The organism is Streptomyces acidiscabies (assembly GCF_020010905.1).
Classification (GTDB): Bacteria; Actinomycetota; Actinomycetes; order Streptomycetales; family Streptomycetaceae; genus Streptomyces; species Streptomyces acidiscabies.
Genome location: NZ_JAGJBY010000001.1, coordinates 3,530,332 through 3,550,307, shown reverse-complemented (window position 1 = coordinate 3,550,307; position 19,976 = coordinate 3,530,332). Strand labels below are relative to the sequence as shown.

Here is a 19,976-nt window from a genome sequence, read left to right as displayed (position 1 = left end):
CACCCTGCTCAGAACTAGAGACTCCGGCCTGCCCCGACGCCTCGGGGTGCACCAAATCCCCAGCCTGCGCGGCAACTTGCCCGGCATCAGAAGCACCGCCCTCTACCGAGCACTCGGAGTGCCCCGGCATGCCGGACTGAACCACGCCCTCTCCGACGACAGAACCCCCGGCCCGCTCCGAAGCACCGGCCTCCCCCAACACACCGACCTGCCCCGCAACTTGCCCAGCGTCGAAAACCCCGCCCTCCGACACCGACTCAGAGCGCCCCGCCACGCCGGTCTGAACCACACCCTGAACGCCACCGGAAACCCCGGCCTGCCCGGAAACCCCGGCCTCCCCCACCGCACCGACCTGCGCCGCGACCTGCCCAACAGCAGAAACCCCGCCCTGCCCCAGCGCCCCTGAATGCACCAAATCCCCCGACAGCCCCGCCGCCTCACCCTCACCCAACTGAACTGCAACGCCCTCAGACCCCGAGATCCCAGGCTCACCCGACATCTCAGACTGCCCCGAACCCACAGAACCCACCAACGCCTCGGCCTGCTCCGAAACCCCGGCACCACTCAGGCCGTCAACCTCACCCAAAACCCCGGACTGCACCGCACCTTCAAGCTGCTCTGCACCCTCAGGCTGCACTACTCCCCCGGCCTGATCCACACCTCCGGACTGACCGACACCCCCAAGCTGACCCGCCTCCTCAGACTGCTCCACAGCCCCAGGCCGGTGCGCACCCTCAGGCTGGCCGACAACGCCGGTCTGGTCCGAACCCTCGGCCTGGCCAGCAACTCCACCCTCGCCCCCGGACTGGTCCGCACCATCAACCTGGCCCACAACCTCAGCCGCGCCCCCGACCTGGTGCGCATCCTGAGACTGATCCGCGCCATCAGCCACAACCCCGGCCTGCCCCGCATCCCCAGCCACGATCCCGACCTGGTCCACACCCTCAGCCACGATCCCGGCCTGGTGTGCCCCCTCAGACTGCTCCACACCATCAGCCGCAACTCCGACCTGACCCGCAACCTCAGCCACATCCCCGGCCTGGTTCACCCCCTCAGACTGACCCGCACCCCCAGCCACAACCTCGTCCACAACCCCGACCTGAGCCAGCGCCTCCCCCTGAGGCAACCCCTCAGACTGCACCAGCCCCTGAGCCGAGCCCTCCGACACAACCGCCGCCCCCCACGGCACCGCCCCCTGCGGAGCCCCCTCATGCCCCGACTGAGCATCAAGGTACTCAGCCCCACTCACCACAGCCGCCGCCTGCCGCAACGACGCATCAGCCGGCCCCCGATCCGCAAGCGACCGCACCGGACTCGCCGACGCATCCGGAATCGGCGGACCGAGATGCAACGGCCGCCGAGGCGTGATCGGCGGAATCGGCGTCGTAGGAGCCGTCCGCCGAGGACGACTCATCGCCGGCCGCCGCACAGCACCGAGATCGACAGAACCGGTGTCCCGCCCACTGACCTCATGCGGCCCGGGCTCGCCCCCGTGAACGCCGGCCACGGACTCACCAACCCCCTGCTCCCCCACACCCACACCGAGCCCCTCACTTCCCTGACCCCCGGTCACCTGTCCCCCTTCGCCCACAACACCGGCAACCGCCTCGCCAACGCCGTACCCCGTAACAGCCTGCTGCGCATACCCCGCATGGACCGTCTCCACCACCGGCTCCGGCGCAGGGGGTGCCACCTCGTTGCCCCAGGCGCTCTGCGCGCCCGGCATGAGGAGTTGCTCCTCGTCCTCGGTGGGGGTCTCGGAGAGGTAGGCGTACGCGGGCGGCTGCTCCACCGTGCCCGCGTTCTCCGGCCCCTCGCCCGGGATCTGGCCGGTGTCGGTCATGCGTACCCCTCGCCCATCGGTTAGTGCTCCTTCGGCCGGCTCACCGGAACGGCGCACCGTCCGCCCCGCTGTGAAGAACGAGCCTCGGCGCTCAGCGGCACGAACGACCCTCCCGAAAAAGCGACAAAGCCATTCAGTGGCATTGTCCCGGTCATGGTCGTGACGCGACAGGTCGCCCCGCGACGCCCCGCTGTGGACTGCGCCACGTTGCGCGGCCCTCCGGTTCGTGTCGTACCGCACGTGTCCAAAGCGGACACGCTTTCCGGACATTGGCGATGAACTGCCGGGTGCCGGAAAGCGGTACGACGATCGGCCAGCCTACAGCGCGCAGTACGACAACAGGATCACAGCCCGCGATCCGGAAGCACCCCGCTGAGCAGGAACGCGACGCTGCGGCGGCGCTCCGTCCAGGCCCGGGTGTCGAGTTGGACGGACTGGAGGAGGGCGCACTCGACGTGGTAGCCGTGTTCGGTCAGGTCACGGCCGAGGCGTTCGGCGGCGTCGCGGGTGAGGGCATGGGTGACGATGCGTTCGGGGCGGCGGTCGGCGACGGCGGAGACGACCGCGGGGCCGCCCCCGCCGACGCGGACGACGTCGGGTTCGGGGAGGTCCTCCAGGACGTGGGGGGCCTGGCCCCGGACGATCTGGAGCTGGACGCCGAGGTGCCGGGCCGCCGCGTCGGTGCGGGCGCAGGCGTCGATGTCCTGGTCGACGGCGAGGACGGCCGCTCCCGTGCGGGCGGCCTCCGTCGCGAAGGCGCCGGTGCCGCAGCCGATGTCCCAGACGAGGTCGCCCACGCGCGGGCCCAGGCGGGCCAGTTGGGCGGTGCGCAGGAGCTGGGACTCGCCCTCGCCGCGGCCGTCGGCGTACACATGACCGCGCGGCCCCACGGCCGGGTCGCGGCCCGCGATCCACTCGCCCTGGCCACCCGCCGTGGCGGGTCCGCCGATCACGATGACGACGTTGGGGTCCCGCCAGCTGCGGTCGGCGGCCTTGTCGGACGACAGGACGCTCACGCGCTCGCGTTCGGTGCCGAGTTCCTCGCAGACGACGAACGTGCGGTGCACGCCCGCCAGGAGCAGGCCGAGTTCGGCGGGGCCCGCGCCGGGTGAGGTGAGGACGGCGACCTTGGTGTGCGCGCGGCAGACGTTCACCGCGCGGCGCAGGGTACGGCGGTGGGCGACGACCACCTGTGCGTCGTCCCACGGCATCCCGGCGCGCGCGAAGGCGGCGGCGACCGAGGAGACGGCGGGGACGACCTCGACCTCCAGGCCGAACTCCGGTGCGCGCAGGGCCCGTACGACGCCGAAGAAGCCGGGGTCGCCGTCGGCGAGGACCACGGCCGTGCCTCGGTGGTGGCCGGCGATGCGGCGGGCGGCGAGGGCGACGCTGCCGAGGCGGATGCGTTCGGCGCCGGGGGGTACCTCGGGGAGGGCCAGGTGATGGGGGGCGCCCGCGACGAGGTTGGCGGCGGCGAGAGCGGAACGTGCCGCCGCGTTCAGGGGCGAGCCGTCCCAGCCGATCACCGTGACGCGGTCGGCCATCGTCGTCAGTCTCCCGGGGATTCACGCAGGCAGCGGGCTCCGTGAGGGTACCTGGTCCCGCCTGGCCGGGGGTCTGCCGGGATCAGTTCCAGTCGGCGTACGTCGGATAGCCGCCGCTCTCCGCGAGCCGCTCCCCCGCGCCCTCCAGGTCCTCCGGGAGGAGGCTCCAGACGATGTAGTCGGTGCGGGCCTCGGTCCAGGTGCCGTCCTCTGCGCGGACTCTGACTATGGAGGCGCCGCGCAGGACGCCCTCGCTGATGCAGCCGATCTTCTGGGCGACCTGCTGGGAGGCCGTGTTGTCGGCGGCGGTGCGCAGTTCGATGCGTTCGAGGCGCTGGTCGGTGAAGAGCCAGTGCGCGGTGGCGAGGGCGGCCTCGGAGGCGTAGCCCTCGCCTCTGGCCCAGGGGGCGACGACGTACGACATCTCCGTGGAGCGGACGTGCCAGTTCGTCTTCGTCAACTGGAGTACGCCGACGAGGCGTTGGGTGAGGAACTCCGTGACCGCGAAGTCGATGCCGCGGCCGGCGGCGCGTTCGGTGGGGGCGTACTCGGTGATCCAGCGCAGGGCGTCGGTCTCGCCGAAGGGGTGGGGGACGGACGTCCAGGCCGTGACCTGCTCGTCGGCGGCCATCTCGATGAGCGCGGGGACGTCGTCCTCGTCGAGGGGGCGCAGCACCAACCGCTCCGTGCTGATGGAGACGTTGGGGAAGGTGCTCGTCATTGCGCCGCTCCGTAACTTCGGGAGAAGCCTTGTGGGTTCCTCCGCTGAACTGCCCAGCATGCAGTATGCGGGCCGCGTGACACACCACGGGGTCCGTACCCGTCAAGGTACGGACCCCCCGTGCCGGTTGCTCAGCCGGAGGTCACCGGCAGGACGGAACCCTGGTACTTGTCCTTGAGGAACTGGTGCACCTCGGGTGAGGTCAGGAGCTTCGCGAGTTTCTGGACGCGCGGGTCCTTCTCGTTGCCCTTCTTCACCGCGAGGAGGTTGGCGTACGGGTTGTTCGCCGCCGACTCCAGGTACTTCGCGTCCTTGGCGGGGCTGAGGCCCGCGTCCTGGGCGTAGTTGTTGTTGATGACGGCGATGGTCACGTCGTCGAGGGAGCGCGGGAGTTGAGCGGGTTCCAGCTCCTTGATGACGAGTTTCCTCGGGTTGGCGGTGATGTCGGCCGGTGAGGCCGTCGTACCGGCGCCCGCCTTGAGGGTGATCAGCCCGGCGGAGGCGAGGAGTTTGAGGGCGCGGCCCTCGTTGGTGGTCTCGTTGGGTACGGCGACGGTGGCTCCGTCGGCGAGCTTCGAGATGTCCTCGATCTTCTTCGAGTAGACGCCCATCGGCGGCAGGTACGCCTTGACGACGGAGACCAGGTCGGTGCCCTTGGTCTTGTTGAACTCGTCGAGGAAGGGCTGGTTCTGGTACAGGTTGGCGTCCAGCGAGCCTTCCTGGAGAGCGGTGTTCGGCAGGACGTAGTCCGTGAACTCCTTGATCTCCAGCTTGAGTCCGGCCTTGGCGGCGAGGTTGTCCTTGATGTACGTCAGGACTTCGCCTGCGGGTACGGCGGTGGCGCCGACGACGAGGCGATCGTCATCGGCGCTCGTCCTCTTGTCGGCACCGCACGCCGTCAGGCCCAGCGCCAGCGCCGCCACCGTCACAACTGCCTTGCGCAGCATGTCTGTTCTCCCCCGGTCGGGCTGGTCAGAAGGACGGGATGACGGAACCCTTGTACTTGTCCTCGATGAACTTCTTGACCTCGGGCGAGGTGAGGAGCTTGGCGAGCTTGACCACGCGCGGGTCCTTCTCGTTGCCCTTCTTCACCGCGAGGAAGTTGCCGTACGGGCTGTCCTTGGCGGACTCCAGGACGATCGCGTCGGTGGCGGGCTTGAGGTCGGCCGCGATGGCGTAGTTGCCGTTGATGACGGCGGCGTCGACGTCGTCCAGGGAGCGGGCGGTCTGGGCGGCCTCGACCTCCTTGAACTTGAGGTCCTTGGGGTTCTTGGCGATGTCCTGCGGGGTCGCCTCGCTGCCCGCGCCGTCCTTGAGGGTGATGAGCCCGTTGGCGGCGAGGAGCTTGAGGGCACGCGCCTCGTTGACCGCGTCGTTCGGGACGGCGATCGTCGCGCCGCTCTTCAGCTCGTCGGCCTTCTTGACCTTGTGGGAGTAGAGGCCAAGCGGCTCCAGGTGGACCGTCACGACGGGCACGATGTGGGTGCCGCGCTTCTTGTTGAAGTCGTCGAGGTACGGCTGGTTCTGGAAGTAGTTGGCGCCCACCGAGCCGTCCTCGGTCGCGGTGTTCGGGACGATGTAGTCCTGGAACTCCTTGACCTCCAGGTCGAGTCCGGCCTTCTTCGCGAGGTTGTCCTTCACGTAGTTCAGGATCTCGGCGTGCGGGACGGGGCTCGCGGCGACGACGAGGGGGCCGCTGTAGTCGGTGGCCGAGGACGCGTTGTCCTTGTCCGAACCGCAGGCACTGAGCGCGAGGGTGAGCGCTCCGGCGGTGAGGACAGCGGTGGTGAGTTTGGCAGTGTTACGCACGAAAAGTGCCTTTCCTGAGGGTGTGACGACCCCGCGAAGGGTGGTGCGGGGAAAATTGAGGGGTGTTCCTAGACCGGTCAGCCGGCCTTGCTCGGGGCCGGTGCCGTCTTCAGCAGCCGCAGTTTCGGCGCCGGGCCGGAGCGTCCGCCCCGCCGGTGCAGGGAGCGCGCCGCGTAGTCGCCGGCGAACTGGATGACGGAGATGACGACCGCGAGGATGAGGACGGTGATCCACATCAGCTCGGTCTCGAAGCGCTGGTAGCCGTAGCGGATGGCGATGTCGCCGAGGCCGCCCGCGCCGACCGTCCCGGCCATCGCCGAGTACCCGATGAGCGCGACGATCGTGGTGGTCGTCGACGCGATCAGCGACGGCAGCGACTCGGGGACGAGGACCTTGCGGACGATCGTCCAGGTGTTGCCGCCCATCGACTGCACGGCCTCCACGAGCCCGCCGTCCACTTCGCGGACAGCCGTCTCGACGAGGCGCGCGAAGAACGGGATCGCGCCGATCGCCAGGGGCACGATCGCCGCCTCGCGGCCGATCGTCGTACCCGTGATCGTGCGGGTGAAGTTCATCAGCGCGACCATCAGGATGATGAACGGCATCGAGCGGGCGACGTTCACGATCTGGCCGATGACCTTGTTCGCGACGACGTTCTGGAGGAGGCCGCCCCGGTCGGTGAGGACGAGGAGGATGCCGAGGGGGAGGCCGCCGACGACGGCGATCAGGGTGGACCAGCCGACCATGTAGAGGGTGTCCCAACACGCCTGCGACAGCAGGGGCTGCATCTCGGACCAGGTCACTGCGCACCGTCCTTCACCAGTACGGGCGCACTGCCCACGACGTCGATCTGGAGGCCCTGTTCGCGCAGGAAGCCGATGGGCACCACGTTGTCCTCGTACCTGCCGGGCAGCTCGATGCGCATCCGGCCGACCTGGAGGCCGCCGACGGTGTCGATGGCCGCGCCCAGGATCGAGATGTCGATGTTGTAGGTCCGCGAGAGCTGCGAGATGACCGGCTGCGTCGCGGCCTCGCCCTGGAAGGTGACGTCGACGACGGTCCGGTCCGCGTCCGTCGACTCACCGCTCACCGGGAACAGCGCGGACGCCAGTTCGGAGCCCGGCGTCGCGAGGAGTTCGCTGACCGTGCCGGACTCGACGATCCGGCCGTTCTCCATCAGCGCGGCGGAGTCGCAGATCGACTTCACGACGTCCATCTCGTGCGTGATGAGCAGGACCGTCAGGCCGAGCTGGCGGTTCAGGTCGCGCAGGAGCCGCAGGATCGAGCGGGTCGTCTCCGGGTCGAGCGCGCTGGTCGCCTCGTCGGAGAGGAGCACCTTGGGGTCGCCGGCGAGGGCGCGGGCGATGCCGACGCGCTGCTTCTGGCCGCCGGAGAGCTGCGCCGGGTACGCCTTCGCCTTATCGGCGAGACCGACCAGGTCGAGGAGTTCGAGGGCCTTCGCCGTACGCGCCCGGCCGCTGATGCCGAGGATCTCCAGCGGGAGTTCCACGTTGTCCTGGACGGTCCGCGAGGAGAGCAGGTTGAAGTGCTGGAACACCATGCCGATACGGCTGCGCGCGCGGCGCAGCTCCTTGCCGGCGCGGGGGCCGCGGCCCGCCAGCGCGGTGAGGTCTTGGCCGTCCACGGTGACCGTCCCGGCGGTGGGGCGCTCCAGGAGGTTGACGCAGCGGATCAGCGAGGACTTTCCGGCGCCGGACTGGCCGATGACGCCGTACACCTCGCCTTCGCGGACGTGCAGGTCGACGCCGTCGAGGGCGGTGACCTCTCGGCCTCGGGTTCGGTAGACCTTGCTCAGGCCCGTTGTCGTGATCACTGGGGTTCCGTCGCTGTCGAGTACGGGCGTGGGTGTGCCCTGGTACGAGAGGGGGGGCGGGCGCGCGCGGTCACGTGCGGATGGTTCCGTACGGAGGTGGAGCGCGGCGGCGCGGCTCGCTTCAGGGGCGCGAGCGCAGGGGGATGGTGCGGGGGCCCTCTAGAAGGCGCGCATTCGACACAGACAACGAGCACCGGGCGTCATGGTCGCCTCGGTCGCAAGGGTGCGGCTGCTCGTCGTGGTCATGCGATCAGTAAAGCAGACGTATGGTGCTGACCGGGAGCGGGGTGTCCGGATGCTGGACAGACGTGGACACGACGTGGACACCTTGGCGCCGGGTGCGTTCGTGGCCCGGCGTCCGTGGGCTGATACCGGCGTAATAAGGTCGCCGCATGCTTGTTGCCCTCACCGTGGTGACGTCCGTCGCCGCGCTGCTGCTCGCCGCGTGGTGCGGCCTGGCGGCGTATCGAGATCAGCCGACCAAGGACTGGCACTTCATCGGGATGGCCGTGGTGGCGGTGCTGGCCGTCGTCCAGCTCGCCGTCGGGGTCGTGCAGCTCTCGCGCGGCGACAAGCCGGAGCAGGGGACGACCATCTTCGTCGCCTATCTGCTGGGGGCCTTCGCGTGTGTGCCCACCGCCGCGTTCATGTCGTTGGCCGAGCGGACGCGGTGGGGGTCGGTGACGGTCGCGGCGAGTGGTGTCGTGCTGGCGGTGCTGGAGGTGCGGCTCTATGACATCTGGGGAGGCTGACGTGGTGAGTGGTCGCCGGTTGATCAGTGGGCCGGGGATGCTGCTCGTGTGGTTCTACGGGGTGATGGTCGTCGGGGCGGTGTCCCGGTCCGTCTATCAGATCGCCACGGAGTTCGATCGGGCGCCGCTTGCTTACTCCTTGTCCGCGGTTGCCGGGGGCGTGTACGGGTTCATCACGTACTCGCTCGTGCGGGGTGGGGAAGCGGCTCGCAAGGCGGCGCAGGTTTGCTGCGCCGCTGAGCTTGCGGGCGTGCTGGTTGTGGGGACGTGGACGCTTTTGGATCAGGCGGCGTTTCCAGATTCGACCGTGTGGTCGGACTACGGGATGGGGTACGTGTTCATCCCGGTGCTTCTTCCTGTGTCCGCCTTGTACTGGCTGAGGAAGGCGCCTTCTCAAAGGGGTGCTTGAGGTTTGGTTGCGACCGCTGCGCCGTCGTGGCTGGTCGCGCAGTTCCCCGCGCCCCTAGAAAACGGCTACGCCGTTTTTGCGTATTCGCCCGCCTGTTTTTCCAGCACGATCATCGGTACTCCGTCTGTGCCCTCCGACGTGCCTACCGTTTCGTAGCCCACCTTGCGGTAGAGGCGGAGGTTGCCCTCGCTGCGGTGGCCTGTGTGGAGGCGGAACTTTTTGGCTCCTCGCTCCTCCGCCAGTGCTGCTTCTGCCGCTCGCAAGAGCCTTGCTCCGATTCCGTGGCCCTGTAGGCGGGGGTGGACGCAGAGTTTGCCGATCGAGGCCGCGCCGTCGTCCGTGATGTGGCCACGGACGGAGCCGACCACCTCGTCGCCCAGGCGGGCTACGAAGACGCAGTCGGTGGTCAGCTCCTCGCGGACGGAGTCCAGGGACTGGACGAGCGGGTCGATGTGATAGTTGCCGTACAGGGCGGCCTCACTCTGGAAACACAGGTACTGAAGCCTGAAGATCTGCTCGGCATCCTGCTCGGTCGCGCCCGAGATGGTCACGCTCATGCCCATGTGCGCACGCCTCCCGCTCATCTGATCGTCGGTGGTTCTCCACTCCTATCCCCGCGCTTGCCGGGTCGCAACCTCCCGGACACTCAGTAGTGCTGTGACATACCCGACGTCACGCGTTCCGGAAGTCCTCGCGGGCGAGCACGCCGGTGTCCGCGTTGTCGGTGAAGACACCGTCGATGCCGGTCGCGAAGTACGTGCGGAACGCGCCGAAGGGGTCGCCGTACCCGTCCGCGTCCGTGCCCTTGCGGTACTCCGCCGGGAGGAAGGGGTTCTCGTTGCGCATCGTGTAGGGGTGGAGGATCAGGCCGGCCTGGTGGGCGTCGCGGACGAGGGCCGTCGGCGTGGTCAGCCTGCCGTTCGCGTCCTTCGGGATGACCAGGTCGAGGGTCGGGCCGATGCCCTGCGCGTACCCGGCGATCTCCCTGAGGCCCTTGGGGGTGATGAGGTCGGCGGTCGTACGGGGGTCGCCGTTCTCGACGAAGTCCCAGGGCTTCGACTCCGCCGAGGAGAGCAGGACGACGAGAGGGTTGCCGACGAGCTTGTTCAGGCGCTGGATGCTGGTCGGCTCGAAGGACTGGAGGATCACCGGGGAGTTGTGGCGGTCCTTGCCGTGCTTGCGCAGGAGCTTCGCGACGCGCTCCTCCAGGCCGAGGCCCAGCTTGCGGAAGTACGTGGGGTGTTTGGTCTCCGGGTAGATCCAGACCTGCTTGCCGCGCTTACGCGTCTGCTCGTCCTGCCACTTCAGGACCTCTTCGAAGGTCGGGATCTCCCAGCGGCCGTCGTACAGCGTGTTGTGCGGGCGGTTCGCCGGGATGCGCTCGACTGCACGCAGCCGCTTCAGCTCCGCCAGCGTGAAGTCCTCCGTGAACCAGCCGGTGACCGTGACGCCGTCCAGGACCTTCGTGCGCTTGCGGTCCTTGAACTCCGCGTGCGAGGCGACGTCCGTCGTGCCGCCGATCTCCGGTTCGTGGCGGCAGACGAGGTGGCCGTCCTTCGTGGGGACCAGGTCACCCGCCTCGACGATGTCCGCGCCCATGTCCAGGGCGAGTTGGTAGGAACCGAAGGTGTGCTCGGGGCGGTAGCCGCTGGCTCCCCGGTGGCCGATGATCGTCGGTACGGGGAGGGACTTGAGGCCTGCGCCGTGTCCCTGCGTCGTTGCTCTTGCCGTGCCCGGTATTCCTACGACCGTTCCTGTCGCGCCCAGTACCGCCGCGCCCAGCAGTGCGCGCCGTCCCGTACCCCTGGTGCCCTCGTCCTGCGTCGCCATGGACTACTCCCCTGCGTCGTCGGCTCGTGCGTGCGCGCTGATCGTAGAGGCGTGAACATGGCTACCGGGAGAACACGAACGGGTTTCGCAGCCGTCCCGCAGGTAAACCCGTGTCAACACTGCGTAAGACCTCGGTGCCCGATGTGCGTCACCCGGGTAGCCGAGAGTAACGTGCCTACCTGCACGGACTTATACACAATCCCTTGACATCGGAGGGCCAGTTGTCCCGCTTCTCGCTCCTTAAGGCAGTCCTCGGACCGGTCATGCGTCTGTGGTTCCGGCCGCAGGTGGAAGGAGTCGAGAACATTCCCGGGGACGGGCCCGTCATCCTCGCGGGCAATCACCTCACGTTCATCGACTCCATGATTCTGCCGCTGGTCTGTGATCGGCAGGTGTTCTTCATCGGGAAGGACGAGTACGTGACGGGGACCTCGTTGAAGGGTCGGCTCATGGCCTGGTTCTTCACCGGGGTCGGGATGATTCCCGTCGATCGTGACGGGGGGCGTGGGGGTGTTGCAGCGCTCATGACCGGGCGCCGGGTGCTCGAAGAGGGCAAGGTGTTCGGGATCTATCCCGAGGGGACCCGGTCTCCCGACGGGCGGTTGTACCGGGGGCGGACCGGGATCGCTCGGCTGACACTGATGACCGGGGCGCCGGTGGTGCCGTTCGCGATGATCGGGACGGACAAGTTGCAGCCGGGGGGTGCGGGGATTCCTCGGATGGGGAAGGTGACTGTGCGGTTTGGGGAGGCGATGGAGTTTTCCCGGTATGACGGGATGGGGCGGGATCGGTATGTGTTGCGGGCGGTGACTGATTCGGTGATGGCTGAGGTGATGCGGTTGTCGGGGCAGGAGTACGTGGACATGTACGCGACCAAGGCGAAAGCTGCGTAGGGGTTCGCTCCGAAGGGGGTGGCTAGGGGCTTCTCGCGGCTGCGGGTACGTCGTGGCTTGTCGCGCCCACGCGGCGGTAGGCGCAAATCAATACAGCCCCGCGCCCCTGAAAAGACGTGGCTTGGCGCCGCTGCTCCGCGTACGAGGGTTGAGAGCGGCGAGATGTGCGGCTATCGCCGCGCTGGCTCATCGCGCCCGCGCGGCGGTAGCCGCATATCGACACAGCCCCGCGCGGGAGGGTTGAGATGTGTGGCTCCGCCCCGCAGGCTCGTCGTGGTTGATCGCGCCCGCGCGGCGGAGCCGCATATCGACACAGCCCCGCGCCCCTTAGAGGCCGACAGCCACCCGCGTTTTTATGCGCCGTCCAGCTTTCCGTCCCGTAGCAGCACCCATGCCGCCACCGACGCCGCCAGCAACACCGCCGCGCCCACCCCCGACGCCAGCGCCAAGCCGTCCATGAAGGCCTCCCTCGCTGAGGTCAGTAGCGCTTCTGCTGTGTGGGGCGGGAGCGTTCTTGCTGCTTCTGCCGCGCCTCCCAGGGATTCGTGCGCCGCCTCGGGTGTGCCTGCCGGTGCTTCGAAGCCTCTGTACACGCCCGTCACTATTGAGCCCAGCGCCGCGATGCCCAGCGCCGCGCCCAACTCGTACGCCGTTTCCGAGACCGCCGAGGCCGAGCCTGCTCTTTCCTTCGGGACCGAGGACAGGATGACGTCCGCTGTCACCGTGAAGGAGAAGCCTGCGCCTACACCTACGACCAACAGGGCTGCGCCCAGCAGGGGGTAGCCCGTCGAGGCGTGGAGTTGGGTCAGGGCTGCCAGGCCGATGCCTATTGCCGCCAGGCCTCCTGAGACCACCGCTCGTACCGAGTAGCGGCGGGCCGCTCTGCCCGCTAGCAGGCCTGCCGCCACCGCGCCTATCGCCGCAGGGAGTTCGGCCAGGCCCGCTTCCAACGGGCGGCGGTCCTGGACCAGTTGGAGGTACTGGGAGAGGAAGAAGACCACGCCCGAGAGGCCGAGGATCGTCAACAAGTCGGCCAGGACCGCTCCGCTGAAACCCCGGTTGCGGAACAGGTGCATGTCCAACAGCGGTGTGGGGAGCGTCAGTTGGCGGCGTACGAACGCGTACAGCGCGACCGCGCCCAGGACGCCGACCGTCAGCGCGACCGGCGTCACTCCGTGGACCGCCGCCTCCTTCACGCCGTACACCACCGCGACCATGCCGACCAGGGAGAGCAGGACGCTCGGGAGGTCCCAGGGGCCGGGGTTCGGGTTGCGGGACTCCGGGAGGAGTTTCGCGCCGATGAGGACCAGGGCCGCCATCACCGGGAGGTTGATGAGGAAGACCGAGCCCCACCAGAAGTGTTCGAGGAGGAAGCCGCCGACGATCGGGCCGACTGCCGTACCGGCGGAGGCGGTTGCTCCCCAGATGCCGACGGCGAGGCTGCGCTCGCGGGGGTCCGGGAACAGGTTGCGGATCAGGGCGAGGGTCGCCGGCATGAGCGTCGCCCCGGCCACGCCCAGCAGCGCGCGGGCCGCGATCATCAACTCCGGTGTCGTGGCATAGGCGTTGAGGATCGAGATCAGGCCGAACGCGGTCGCGCCGACGAGCAGGATCCGTTTCCGGCCGATGCGGTCACCGAGGCTGCCCATGGAGACGAGCAGGCCGGCGATGACGAAGGAGTAGACGTCGCCGATCCACAGCAGCTGCGTGCCGGACGGCTTGAGGTCCTCGCTGATGTACGGGGTCGCGAGGCCGAGGACGGTGGCGTCCACGGCCACCAGCAGTACGGCGAGTACGAGGACGGCGAGGCCGAGCCAGCGGCCCGGGCGGTTCGCCGCCTCCGTCGTACCCGTCGTCCGCATGGTGCTGGTCATGATTCCTCTCTCCTCAGCGCGCCGCCGAGCAGCAGCTCGACGGTCATGTGGTGGAAGTCCTTGGGGGCGCCTTTTCCGCACTGGACCATCCAGGCGGCGGACCCGAGCAGGCCGTACAGGGCCTCGGTGAGCCAGACCGGGGTGAGGTCGATGCGGAACTCGCCGGCCAGCTGGCCGCGTCTGAACAGCGCCGCGACCTGTTCGTCCATCCGCTCCCAGCCCTCGTGCAGGCCCTCGCCCTCGAAGAGCTGGTTCTCCGTGTAGAGGAAGGCGATCAGGGCGGCGGAGGGTTCGAGTTCGCGGACCAGGCGGCTCACGGCGTCCCGTGCGGTCCCCTCGCCGAGCCGTGCCTTGGTCAGCGCGGTCTCGCACTCCTCGATGCCGTGTGCCTCCAGGGCGCGGATCAGGGCGTCGCGGCCCGCGAAGTGGCGGTGCAGGGTCGCTCTGCTGATGCCGGCCGCTTTTGCCACCTCGTCCATCGTGGCGGTGGCTCTGCGGGTCAGGAGGGCTGCGGCGGTGCGCAGTACGTGGTCACGGTCGACGGCCATGAGACGACCATAGCCTACTTGAGACACTCTTGTCTCATTGGGGGCGTGGTCGTCTCATGGCTTCCTGCGTGAGGGGTCAGTGCCAGGGCAGGGCGCTGCGGGTCGCCCAGTACGTCGCCGGGGGCTCCGTGAGTGTCGCCAGCGTCGCCTTCTGGGCGTCGTCCAGGGTGATCTTCTCGGCCTTCAGGTTGGCCGTGAGCTGGGTGGTCGTCGCGGCGCCGGAGAGGGCGAAGCCTGTCCAGGGCTGGGCGAGGATCCAGGCCAGGGCGATCGCGTCCGGGGCGGTGCCGGTCTCCTCGGCGATCTTCCGTACGGCTTCTGGGGCCTGGTCGCCCGCGAGGCGGCCGTTCGCCATGCCCTCCTTGACGATCACCGTGAGGCCGGCGGCGTGTGCCTCCGCGAGGGCGTTGGCCGCCGAGGTCTCCAGCACGTTGTACGTCGACTGGACCGTGCTGAACAGGGGGGTGCCGTCGACCGTGATCGCGAGGGCCGCTCTGATCGCGTCCGCCTGGGCGGGGCCGCTCGTCGAGAAGCCGACGGGGGTGCCGGACTCTGCGAGCCTCTGGTGCAGGGCCTTGTCCGTCAGGGCGGGGCTGTCCGGGGTGACCGAGTGGATCTGGTAGAGGTCGAGGCGGTTGCCGAGCAGGGTCGCCGTCTCGGCGCGCTGACGGTCGTACGTCGTGAGGGTGTGGTCCTTGACCTCGTGCTTCTCGGCGTTCGTCGTCCAGTCCGCCGTGTACGTGTAGCCCCATTTGCTGCCCACGGCGACGTCGTCGATCTGCGGGTTCTCGGCCAGCCAGGTCGCCAGGAACTCCTCCGATCTGCCGTACGAGCGGGCCGCGTCCAGGTAGCGGATGCCTGCGGTGTGCGCTGCGGTGAGGAGGGCGTGCGTGCGGGCTCGCAGGGCGTCGACGCTTCTGTCCTCGCCCAGGTCTCGGTCCCGGCCGAGGTTGATGTAGCCGGGGCGGCCCACGGCGGCCAGGCCCAGGCCCAGGCGGGGGGTGGGGAGGGTGGTCAGACGCATGGGGGGTCCTGTTCGGGGAGGCTCGTGTTACCCCGCCAACGTAACCCGGCCCGTCACGGAGCGGCCTCGCGGCTGTCCTCCAGGGCCTTTCGGGCGTACGTCACGTACCGCGCGAAGACCTCCGGGCGGGCGGTCCGGGTGATGTCCAGCACCGGGGAGTCGGCTCGGCGGACGCCCGGGAGGTAGGGGGAGGTACGGCAGCGGCCCGTCGTGTCGTCGGGGTCGACCAGCGCGACGTATCCGGTGGGGAGTTGCCTCGTGTAGCGGACGGTCATCCGCCCGAGGTGTCCCTCCGCCGCGAAGTCCGCCGCGACCCGGGAGAGTTGGCGGGCCGCGTCGGCCGCGCGGGCGGGGAGACCGGGGTCGCCGAGGCTGTCCGCGTACGCGGTGAGCAGTGGGGAGTCCGGGTCGGCGACCAGGTAGGTGATGTGCACGCCTCGGCGCAGCAACTGCCGTACGGGGTCGGTGAAGTCGCGTTCGGGGCGGGAGACGAAGTAGCCGGTGAGGCTGCGCAGGGTGACACCCACCTCGATGATCTCGGTGCGGGCCTCGGCGATGAACGCGGTCTTCTCGGCGGGTGCCGGACGGCCGTGTGCGTGGACGCGCAGGCCGCCGGTGCCGTCGCGGGTGTCCAGGGCGGCCGTCAACTCCCGGAGGAATCCCTCGCGTTCGGCGTCCCTGAGGAACAGCTCGTAGTAGAAGGGAACGGCCACGCCCGCCGCCGCGAAGAGGGCGAGTTCGTTGAGGACGGCCCAGCCGAAGCCGTCGCGGCCGTTCGAGAGCAGGGCCAGGGACAGGCCCGCCAGCAGGACGCAGAGTGCGAGGGCGACGCGGAATCTGCGGAGCAGGCCGCGGGCGCCGGTTGTGCTGTTGTCCATGAGTCCCCCCGCCTCCCTGTCTGCCCGGGGAGGCGGGGGTTCATGTGGTGCGGCTACTGCTTCTTGGCGTCTGCCCAGGCGTGTTGTTCCGCCACGTCCGACTTCAGTTCCGTCAGCTGGATCGCCACCGCGCTGGGGGCCGTGCCGCCTCGGCCGTTGCGGGAGGAGAGGGCTCCGGGGACGTTCAAGACCGTGCGGACCTCTGGGGTTAGGTGGGGGGAGATCTTTGCGAACTCGTCGTCTGTGAGGTCGTTCAGTTCCTTTGACTGGGACTCCGCCGCCTTGACGCATTCGCCCGCCACCTCGTGGGCAACGCGGAAGGGGACTCCCTGTTTGACCAGCCATTCTGCGATGTCCGTGGCCAGGGAGAAGCCTGCGGGGGCCAGTTCTTCCATGCGGTCTCGGTGGATCGTCAGGGTGGCGATCATTCCGGTGAACGCGGGGAGGAGAATCTCCAGTTGGTCGCAGGAGTCGAAGACCGGCTCCTTGTCCTCCTGGAGGTCGCGGTTGTAGGCCAGCGGGAGGGCCTTCAGGGTGGCCAAGAGGCCCGTCAAGTTGCCGATCAGGCGGCCGGACTTGCCACGCGCCAGCTCCGCGATGTCCGGGTTCTTCTTCTGCGGCATGATCGAGGAGCCTGTGGAGAACGCGTCGTGGAGCGTGACGAAGGAGAACTCCTTCGTGTTCCAGATGATGATCTCCTCGGCGATGCGGGAGAGGTTGACGCCGATCATCGCCGTGATGAAGGCGAACTCGGCGACGAAGTCGCGGGACGCCGTGCCGTCGATCGAGTTGCCGACGCTGCCGTGCTCGAAGCCGAGGTCCGCCGCGACCGACTCGGGGTCGAGGCCGAGGCTGCTGCCGGCGAGCGCGCCGGAGCCGTACGGGGAGACCGCCGTCCGCGCGTCCCACTGGCGCAGGCGTTCCGCGTCGCGGGTCAGGGGCTGGACGTGGGCCAGCAAGTGGTGGGCGAACAGGACCGGTTGGGCGTGCTGGAGGTGCGTGCGGCCGGGCATCGCGACGTCCGGGTGTGCCTCCGCAAGGCCGATCAGCGCGTCCTGGAGGTCGGCGATGAGGCCGCCGAGGATCCGGGCGTGGTCGCGGAGGTACATGCGGAAGAGCGTCGCGACCTGGTCGTTGCGGGAGCGGCCCGCGCGGAGCTTGCCGCCGAGGTCGGCGCCGAGGCGCTCCAACAGGCCGCGTTCCAGGGCGGTGTGGACGTCCTCGTCGGCGATCGTGCCGACGAACTCGCCTGATTCCACGTCCACTTCGAGCTGGTCCAACCCGGCGATCATGCGCTGGAGTTCGTCCGCCGTGAGGAGGCCCGCCTTGTGCAGGACGCGCGCGTGGGCGCGGGAGCCGGCGATGTCGTAGGGCGCCAGCCGCCAGTCGAAGTGGACGGACGCGGACAGCTTCGCCAGGGCCTCGGCGGGTCCGTCGGCGAAACGGCCGCCCCAGAGCCGTACGTCACCGCTGTTGCTGCTCACTGCACTTGCTCCTCAGAAGTCCGGATGTACGACCGCCTCCCCCACCGGGCACCGGTCGGGGAGGCGGTCGCTGTCACGCTATCGGTTACGCGAGGTCCCGCTTGGCGGCGATCTTCGACGACAGGCTGTAGATGTCGATGAAGCCCTTGGCCGCGGCCTGGTCGAACGAGTCGCCCGTGTCGTACGTGGCCAGGTTGAAGTCGTACAGCGACGTGTCCGAGCGTCGGCCCGTGACGACCGCGCGGCCACCGTGGAGGGTCATCCGGATGTCGCCGTTGACGTGCTGGTTGGCCTCGTTGATGAAGCCGTCCAGGGCGCGCTTGAGCGGGGAGAACCACTGGCCGTCGTAGACCAGTTCGCCCCAGCGCTGCTCGACCTGCCGCTTGTAGCGGGCGAGTTCGCGCTCGACGGTGACGTTCTCCAGCTCCTGGTGGGCCGTGATGAGGGCGATCGCGCCCGGAGCCTCGTACACCTCGCGGGACTTGATGCCGACGAGACGGTCCTCGACCATGTCGATCCGGCCGATGCCCTGGGCGCCGGCGCGCTCGTTGAGCTGCTGGATGGCCTGGAGGACGGTGACGGGCTTGCCGTCGATGGCGACCGGGACGCCCTCCTTGAAGGAGATGACGACCTCGTCGGCGTCGCGGGCGACCGCCGGGTTCTGCGTGTACTCGTAGATGTCCTCGATCGGGGCGTTCCAGATGTCCTCCAGGAAGCCCGTCTCGACCGCGCGCCCGAAGACGTTCTGGTCGATGGAGTAGGGGGACTTCTTGGTGGTCGCGATCGGGAGGTTCTTCTCCTCGCAGAACGCGATCGCCTTGTCACGGGTCATCGCGTAGTCGCGGACCGGGGCGATGCACTTGAGGTCGGGGGCGAGGGCGACGATGCCGGCCTCGAAGCGGACCTGGTCGTTGCCCTTGCCGGTGCAGCCGTGGGCGACCGTGGTGGCGCCGTGCTTCTGGGCGGCGGCGACGAGGTGCTTGACGATCGTCGGCCGCGAGAGCGCGGAGACCAGCGGGTAGCGGTCCATGTAGAGGGCGTTGGCCTTGATCGCGGGGAGGCAGTACTCCTCGGCGAACTCGTCCTTCGCGTCGGCCACTTCGGCCTCGACGGCGCCGCACGCGAGGGCGCGCTTGCGGATGACGTCCAGGTCCTCGCCGCCCTGGCCGACGTCGACCGCGACGGCGATGACCTCGGCGCCCGTCTCCTCGGCGATCCAGCCGATGGCGACGGAGGTGTCCAATCCGCCTGAGTAGGCGAGTACGACGCGCTCGGTCACGGGTTTCTCCTCACAGTGCATTCGCTGACATGCATGAGTATGCAGAACTCTGCATGGTTCGTCAATCTGGGTCTTGAGTGCGTTCACTCACCCGACCCGGCTGTGAAGATCTCTTGGGGTGCGTTTGAGGTGACGTTGAACAACGGCAACCGCTTGCTCGTACTTCCCGACGAACGCAGGCGCCGCGTTGAACACCCACTTCCTGACCCAAGTGAGGCATCTCCATGTCCAGGGCTCTCCCCAAGTACAACAAGCGTCGCGTCGGCCTCATCGGCGGCGCCGCCGCGGTCGTGCTCTCCGGCGCCGTCATCGCGGGTACCGCCCTCGCCGGGCAGGACTCGTCCGACAACAACGCAACGAACGCCAAGACGCTCGCGGCGGCCGGCCCCGGCTCGATCTCCTGCCCGGACGTCGCCTCGCAGCTCCCCGCGATCCCCGCGTCCGCGCAGGCCGAGGTCACCCGTAACCTCGAACTCCTCCAGACGCAGATCAACGAGGCCAACGAGCGGCTCGTCAAGACCGTCGGCCAGGGTGGGCCCAACTTCGTGCAGAACGCGATCAACGGTCCGCTGGAGGACAAGCGCATCGCGACGATCAACCGCATCGCCACCGCAATCGGCCGCACCGCCGAGAAGCCGGTCGGCCTGGACGCGCTCGCGCCCTGCACCGTCAACGCGGGTGGGGCTGGTGCTGAGGCCGGGGCCGGAGCCGGGGCTGAGGCCGGAGCGGGCGCCGAGGCCGGGGCTGAGGCCGGTGCCGGTGGTGAGGCCGCTGGGAACGGTGCCGAGAACGGCGCCGAGAACAACAACGCGGGTAACGAGAACGCCGGTGCCGCCGGCTCGATCTCCTGCCCCGACGTCGCCTCGCAGCTCCCCGCAATCCCCGCGTCCGCGCAGGCCGAGGTCACCCGTAACCTCGAACTCCTCCAGACGCAGATCAACGAGGCCAACGAGCGGCTCGTCAAGACCGTCGGCCAGGGTGGGCCCAACTTCGTGCAGAACGCGATCAACGGTCCGCTGGAGGACAAGCGCATCGCGACGATCAACCGCATCGCCACCGCGATCGGCCGCACCGCGGAGAAGCCGGTCGGCCTGGACGCGCTCGCGCCCTGCACTGTCAACCAGTGACGTGACAGGACGCAGTGGCCGCCCCGAGGCAACGCCGGCCGGGGCGGCCACTGCAGTGTTTGTGGGCGGGTGAAGTGAGGCCGGGGTTCCCGGTGTTGTCGCTCGGTGTGGTGTGCCGTTTGCCATC

General features: G+C 69.0%; 19 protein-coding genes and 1 pseudogene. 5 read left to right on the top strand and 15 right to left on the bottom strand.

Annotated features, from left to right (window positions below; genetic code table 11):
• The first annotated feature begins 76 nt into the window (after positions 1 to 76).
• Positions 77 to 406: a hypothetical protein gene (locus J8M50_RS16445; RefSeq protein ID WP_143569349.1), complete on the top strand. Its 330-nt coding sequence runs from the start codon at positions 77 to 79 to the stop codon at positions 404 to 406.
• 1,245 nt (positions 407 to 1,651) lie between these two features.
• Here J8M50_RS16445 and J8M50_RS50085 read toward each other — a convergent pair.
• From J8M50_RS50085 to J8M50_RS16410, 7 genes and pseudogenes are all read right to left on the bottom strand, one after another.
• Positions 1,652 to 1,843: pseudogene (locus tag J8M50_RS50085) on the bottom strand (hypothetical protein); the annotation flags it as partial.
• 344 nt (positions 1,844 to 2,187) lie between these two features.
• The gene (cbiE, locus tag J8M50_RS16435; RefSeq protein ID WP_010351334.1) at positions 2,188 to 3,387 is read right to left on the bottom strand and encodes a precorrin-6y C5,15-methyltransferase (decarboxylating) subunit CbiE; all 1,200 of its coding nucleotides are present in this window, start codon (positions 3,385 to 3,387) and stop codon (positions 2,188 to 2,190) included.
• 82 nt (positions 3,388 to 3,469) lie between these two features.
• Entirely contained in the window at positions 3,470 to 4,108 is a 639-nt protein-coding gene (locus tag J8M50_RS16430; protein ID WP_010351335.1) for a GNAT family N-acetyltransferase, read from the bottom strand.
• 131 nt (positions 4,109 to 4,239) lie between these two features.
• Positions 4,240 to 5,055, bottom strand: a complete 816-nt coding sequence (locus J8M50_RS16425; protein WP_010351336.1) for a MetQ/NlpA family ABC transporter substrate-binding protein — start codon at positions 5,053 to 5,055, stop codon at positions 4,240 to 4,242.
• A gap of 25 nt (positions 5,056 to 5,080) precedes the next feature.
• Positions 5,081 to 5,917, bottom strand: coding sequence for a MetQ/NlpA family ABC transporter substrate-binding protein (locus J8M50_RS16420; protein ID WP_010351337.1), 837 nt, complete (start codon positions 5,915 to 5,917; stop codon positions 5,081 to 5,083).
• Between the two features lie 77 nt (positions 5,918 to 5,994).
• The gene (locus J8M50_RS16415) at positions 5,995 to 6,720 is read right to left on the bottom strand and encodes a methionine ABC transporter permease (RefSeq protein ID WP_010351338.1); all 726 of its coding nucleotides are present in this window, start codon (positions 6,718 to 6,720) and stop codon (positions 5,995 to 5,997) included.
• Entirely contained in the window at positions 6,717 to 7,751 is a 1,035-nt protein-coding gene (locus tag J8M50_RS16410; protein ID WP_010351339.1) for a methionine ABC transporter ATP-binding protein, read from the bottom strand. Before J8M50_RS16410 ends, J8M50_RS16415 begins: the two co-directional genes overlap by 4 nt.
• Before the next feature lie 392 nt (positions 7,752 to 8,143).
• Here J8M50_RS16410 and J8M50_RS16405 point away from each other — a divergent pair, with 392 nt between their 5' ends.
• Positions 8,144 to 8,503, top strand: a complete 360-nt coding sequence (locus J8M50_RS16405) for a hypothetical protein (RefSeq protein WP_010351340.1) — start codon at positions 8,144 to 8,146, stop codon at positions 8,501 to 8,503.
• Positions 8,484 to 8,912 (top strand): hypothetical protein, encoded by a 429-nt coding sequence (locus J8M50_RS16400; protein WP_029183515.1) that lies wholly within the window; start codon positions 8,484 to 8,486, stop codon positions 8,910 to 8,912. The genes J8M50_RS16405 and J8M50_RS16400 overlap by 20 nt, the downstream gene beginning before the upstream one ends.
• A gap of 65 nt (positions 8,913 to 8,977) precedes the next feature.
• Here the strand turns inward: J8M50_RS16400 and J8M50_RS16395 are convergent, their stop codons facing one another.
• Both J8M50_RS16395 and J8M50_RS16390 read right to left on the bottom strand, forming a co-directional pair.
• Positions 8,978 to 9,475 carry a GNAT family N-acetyltransferase gene (locus tag J8M50_RS16395; RefSeq protein ID WP_010351342.1) on the bottom strand — a complete coding sequence of 166 codons (498 nt, stop codon included), beginning with the start codon at positions 9,473 to 9,475 and terminating at the stop codon, positions 8,978 to 8,980.
• A 109-nt stretch (positions 9,476 to 9,584) separates the two neighbouring features.
• Positions 9,585 to 10,742, bottom strand: a complete 1,158-nt coding sequence (locus tag J8M50_RS16390; RefSeq protein WP_010351343.1) for a glycerophosphodiester phosphodiesterase — start codon at positions 10,740 to 10,742, stop codon at positions 9,585 to 9,587.
• A 221-nt stretch (positions 10,743 to 10,963) separates the two neighbouring features.
• Here J8M50_RS16390 and J8M50_RS16385 point away from each other — a divergent pair, with 221 nt between their 5' ends.
• A complete protein-coding gene (locus tag J8M50_RS16385) occupies positions 10,964 to 11,635 on the top strand; it encodes a lysophospholipid acyltransferase family protein (protein WP_010351344.1) in 672 nt (223 codons plus the stop codon).
• A gap of 353 nt (positions 11,636 to 11,988) precedes the next feature.
• Here the strand turns inward: J8M50_RS16385 and J8M50_RS16380 are convergent, their stop codons facing one another.
• The 6 genes from J8M50_RS16380 to J8M50_RS16355 form a co-directional block, all read right to left on the bottom strand.
• Positions 11,989 to 13,509, bottom strand: coding sequence for an MFS transporter (locus tag J8M50_RS16380; RefSeq protein ID WP_010351345.1), 1,521 nt, complete (start codon positions 13,507 to 13,509; stop codon positions 11,989 to 11,991).
• Positions 13,506 to 14,057 carry a TetR/AcrR family transcriptional regulator gene (locus tag J8M50_RS16375; RefSeq protein ID WP_010351346.1) on the bottom strand — a complete coding sequence of 184 codons (552 nt, stop codon included), beginning with the start codon at positions 14,055 to 14,057 and terminating at the stop codon, positions 13,506 to 13,508. Before J8M50_RS16375 ends, J8M50_RS16380 begins: the two co-directional genes overlap by 4 nt.
• 76 nt (positions 14,058 to 14,133) lie before the next feature.
• Entirely contained in the window at positions 14,134 to 15,081 is a 948-nt protein-coding gene (locus J8M50_RS16370) for an aldo/keto reductase (RefSeq protein ID WP_010351347.1), read from the bottom strand.
• A 53-nt stretch (positions 15,082 to 15,134) separates the two neighbouring features.
• A complete protein-coding gene (locus J8M50_RS16365; protein WP_010351348.1) occupies positions 15,135 to 15,959 on the bottom strand; it encodes a hypothetical protein in 825 nt (274 codons plus the stop codon).
• 53 nt (positions 15,960 to 16,012) lie between these two features.
• The gene (gene argH / locus J8M50_RS16360) at positions 16,013 to 17,443 is read right to left on the bottom strand and encodes an argininosuccinate lyase (RefSeq protein WP_010351349.1); all 1,431 of its coding nucleotides are present in this window, start codon (positions 17,441 to 17,443) and stop codon (positions 16,013 to 16,015) included.
• A gap of 85 nt (positions 17,444 to 17,528) precedes the next feature.
• A complete protein-coding gene (locus tag J8M50_RS16355) occupies positions 17,529 to 18,722 on the bottom strand; it encodes an argininosuccinate synthase (RefSeq protein WP_010351351.1) in 1,194 nt (397 codons plus the stop codon).
• Between the two features lie 224 nt (positions 18,723 to 18,946).
• Between J8M50_RS16355 and J8M50_RS16350 the strand changes: the two genes are divergently transcribed.
• Positions 18,947 to 19,849 (top strand): hypothetical protein, encoded by a 903-nt coding sequence (locus J8M50_RS16350; protein ID WP_059048214.1) that lies wholly within the window; start codon positions 18,947 to 18,949, stop codon positions 19,847 to 19,849.
• Positions 19,850 to 19,976: the final 127 nt, after the last annotated feature.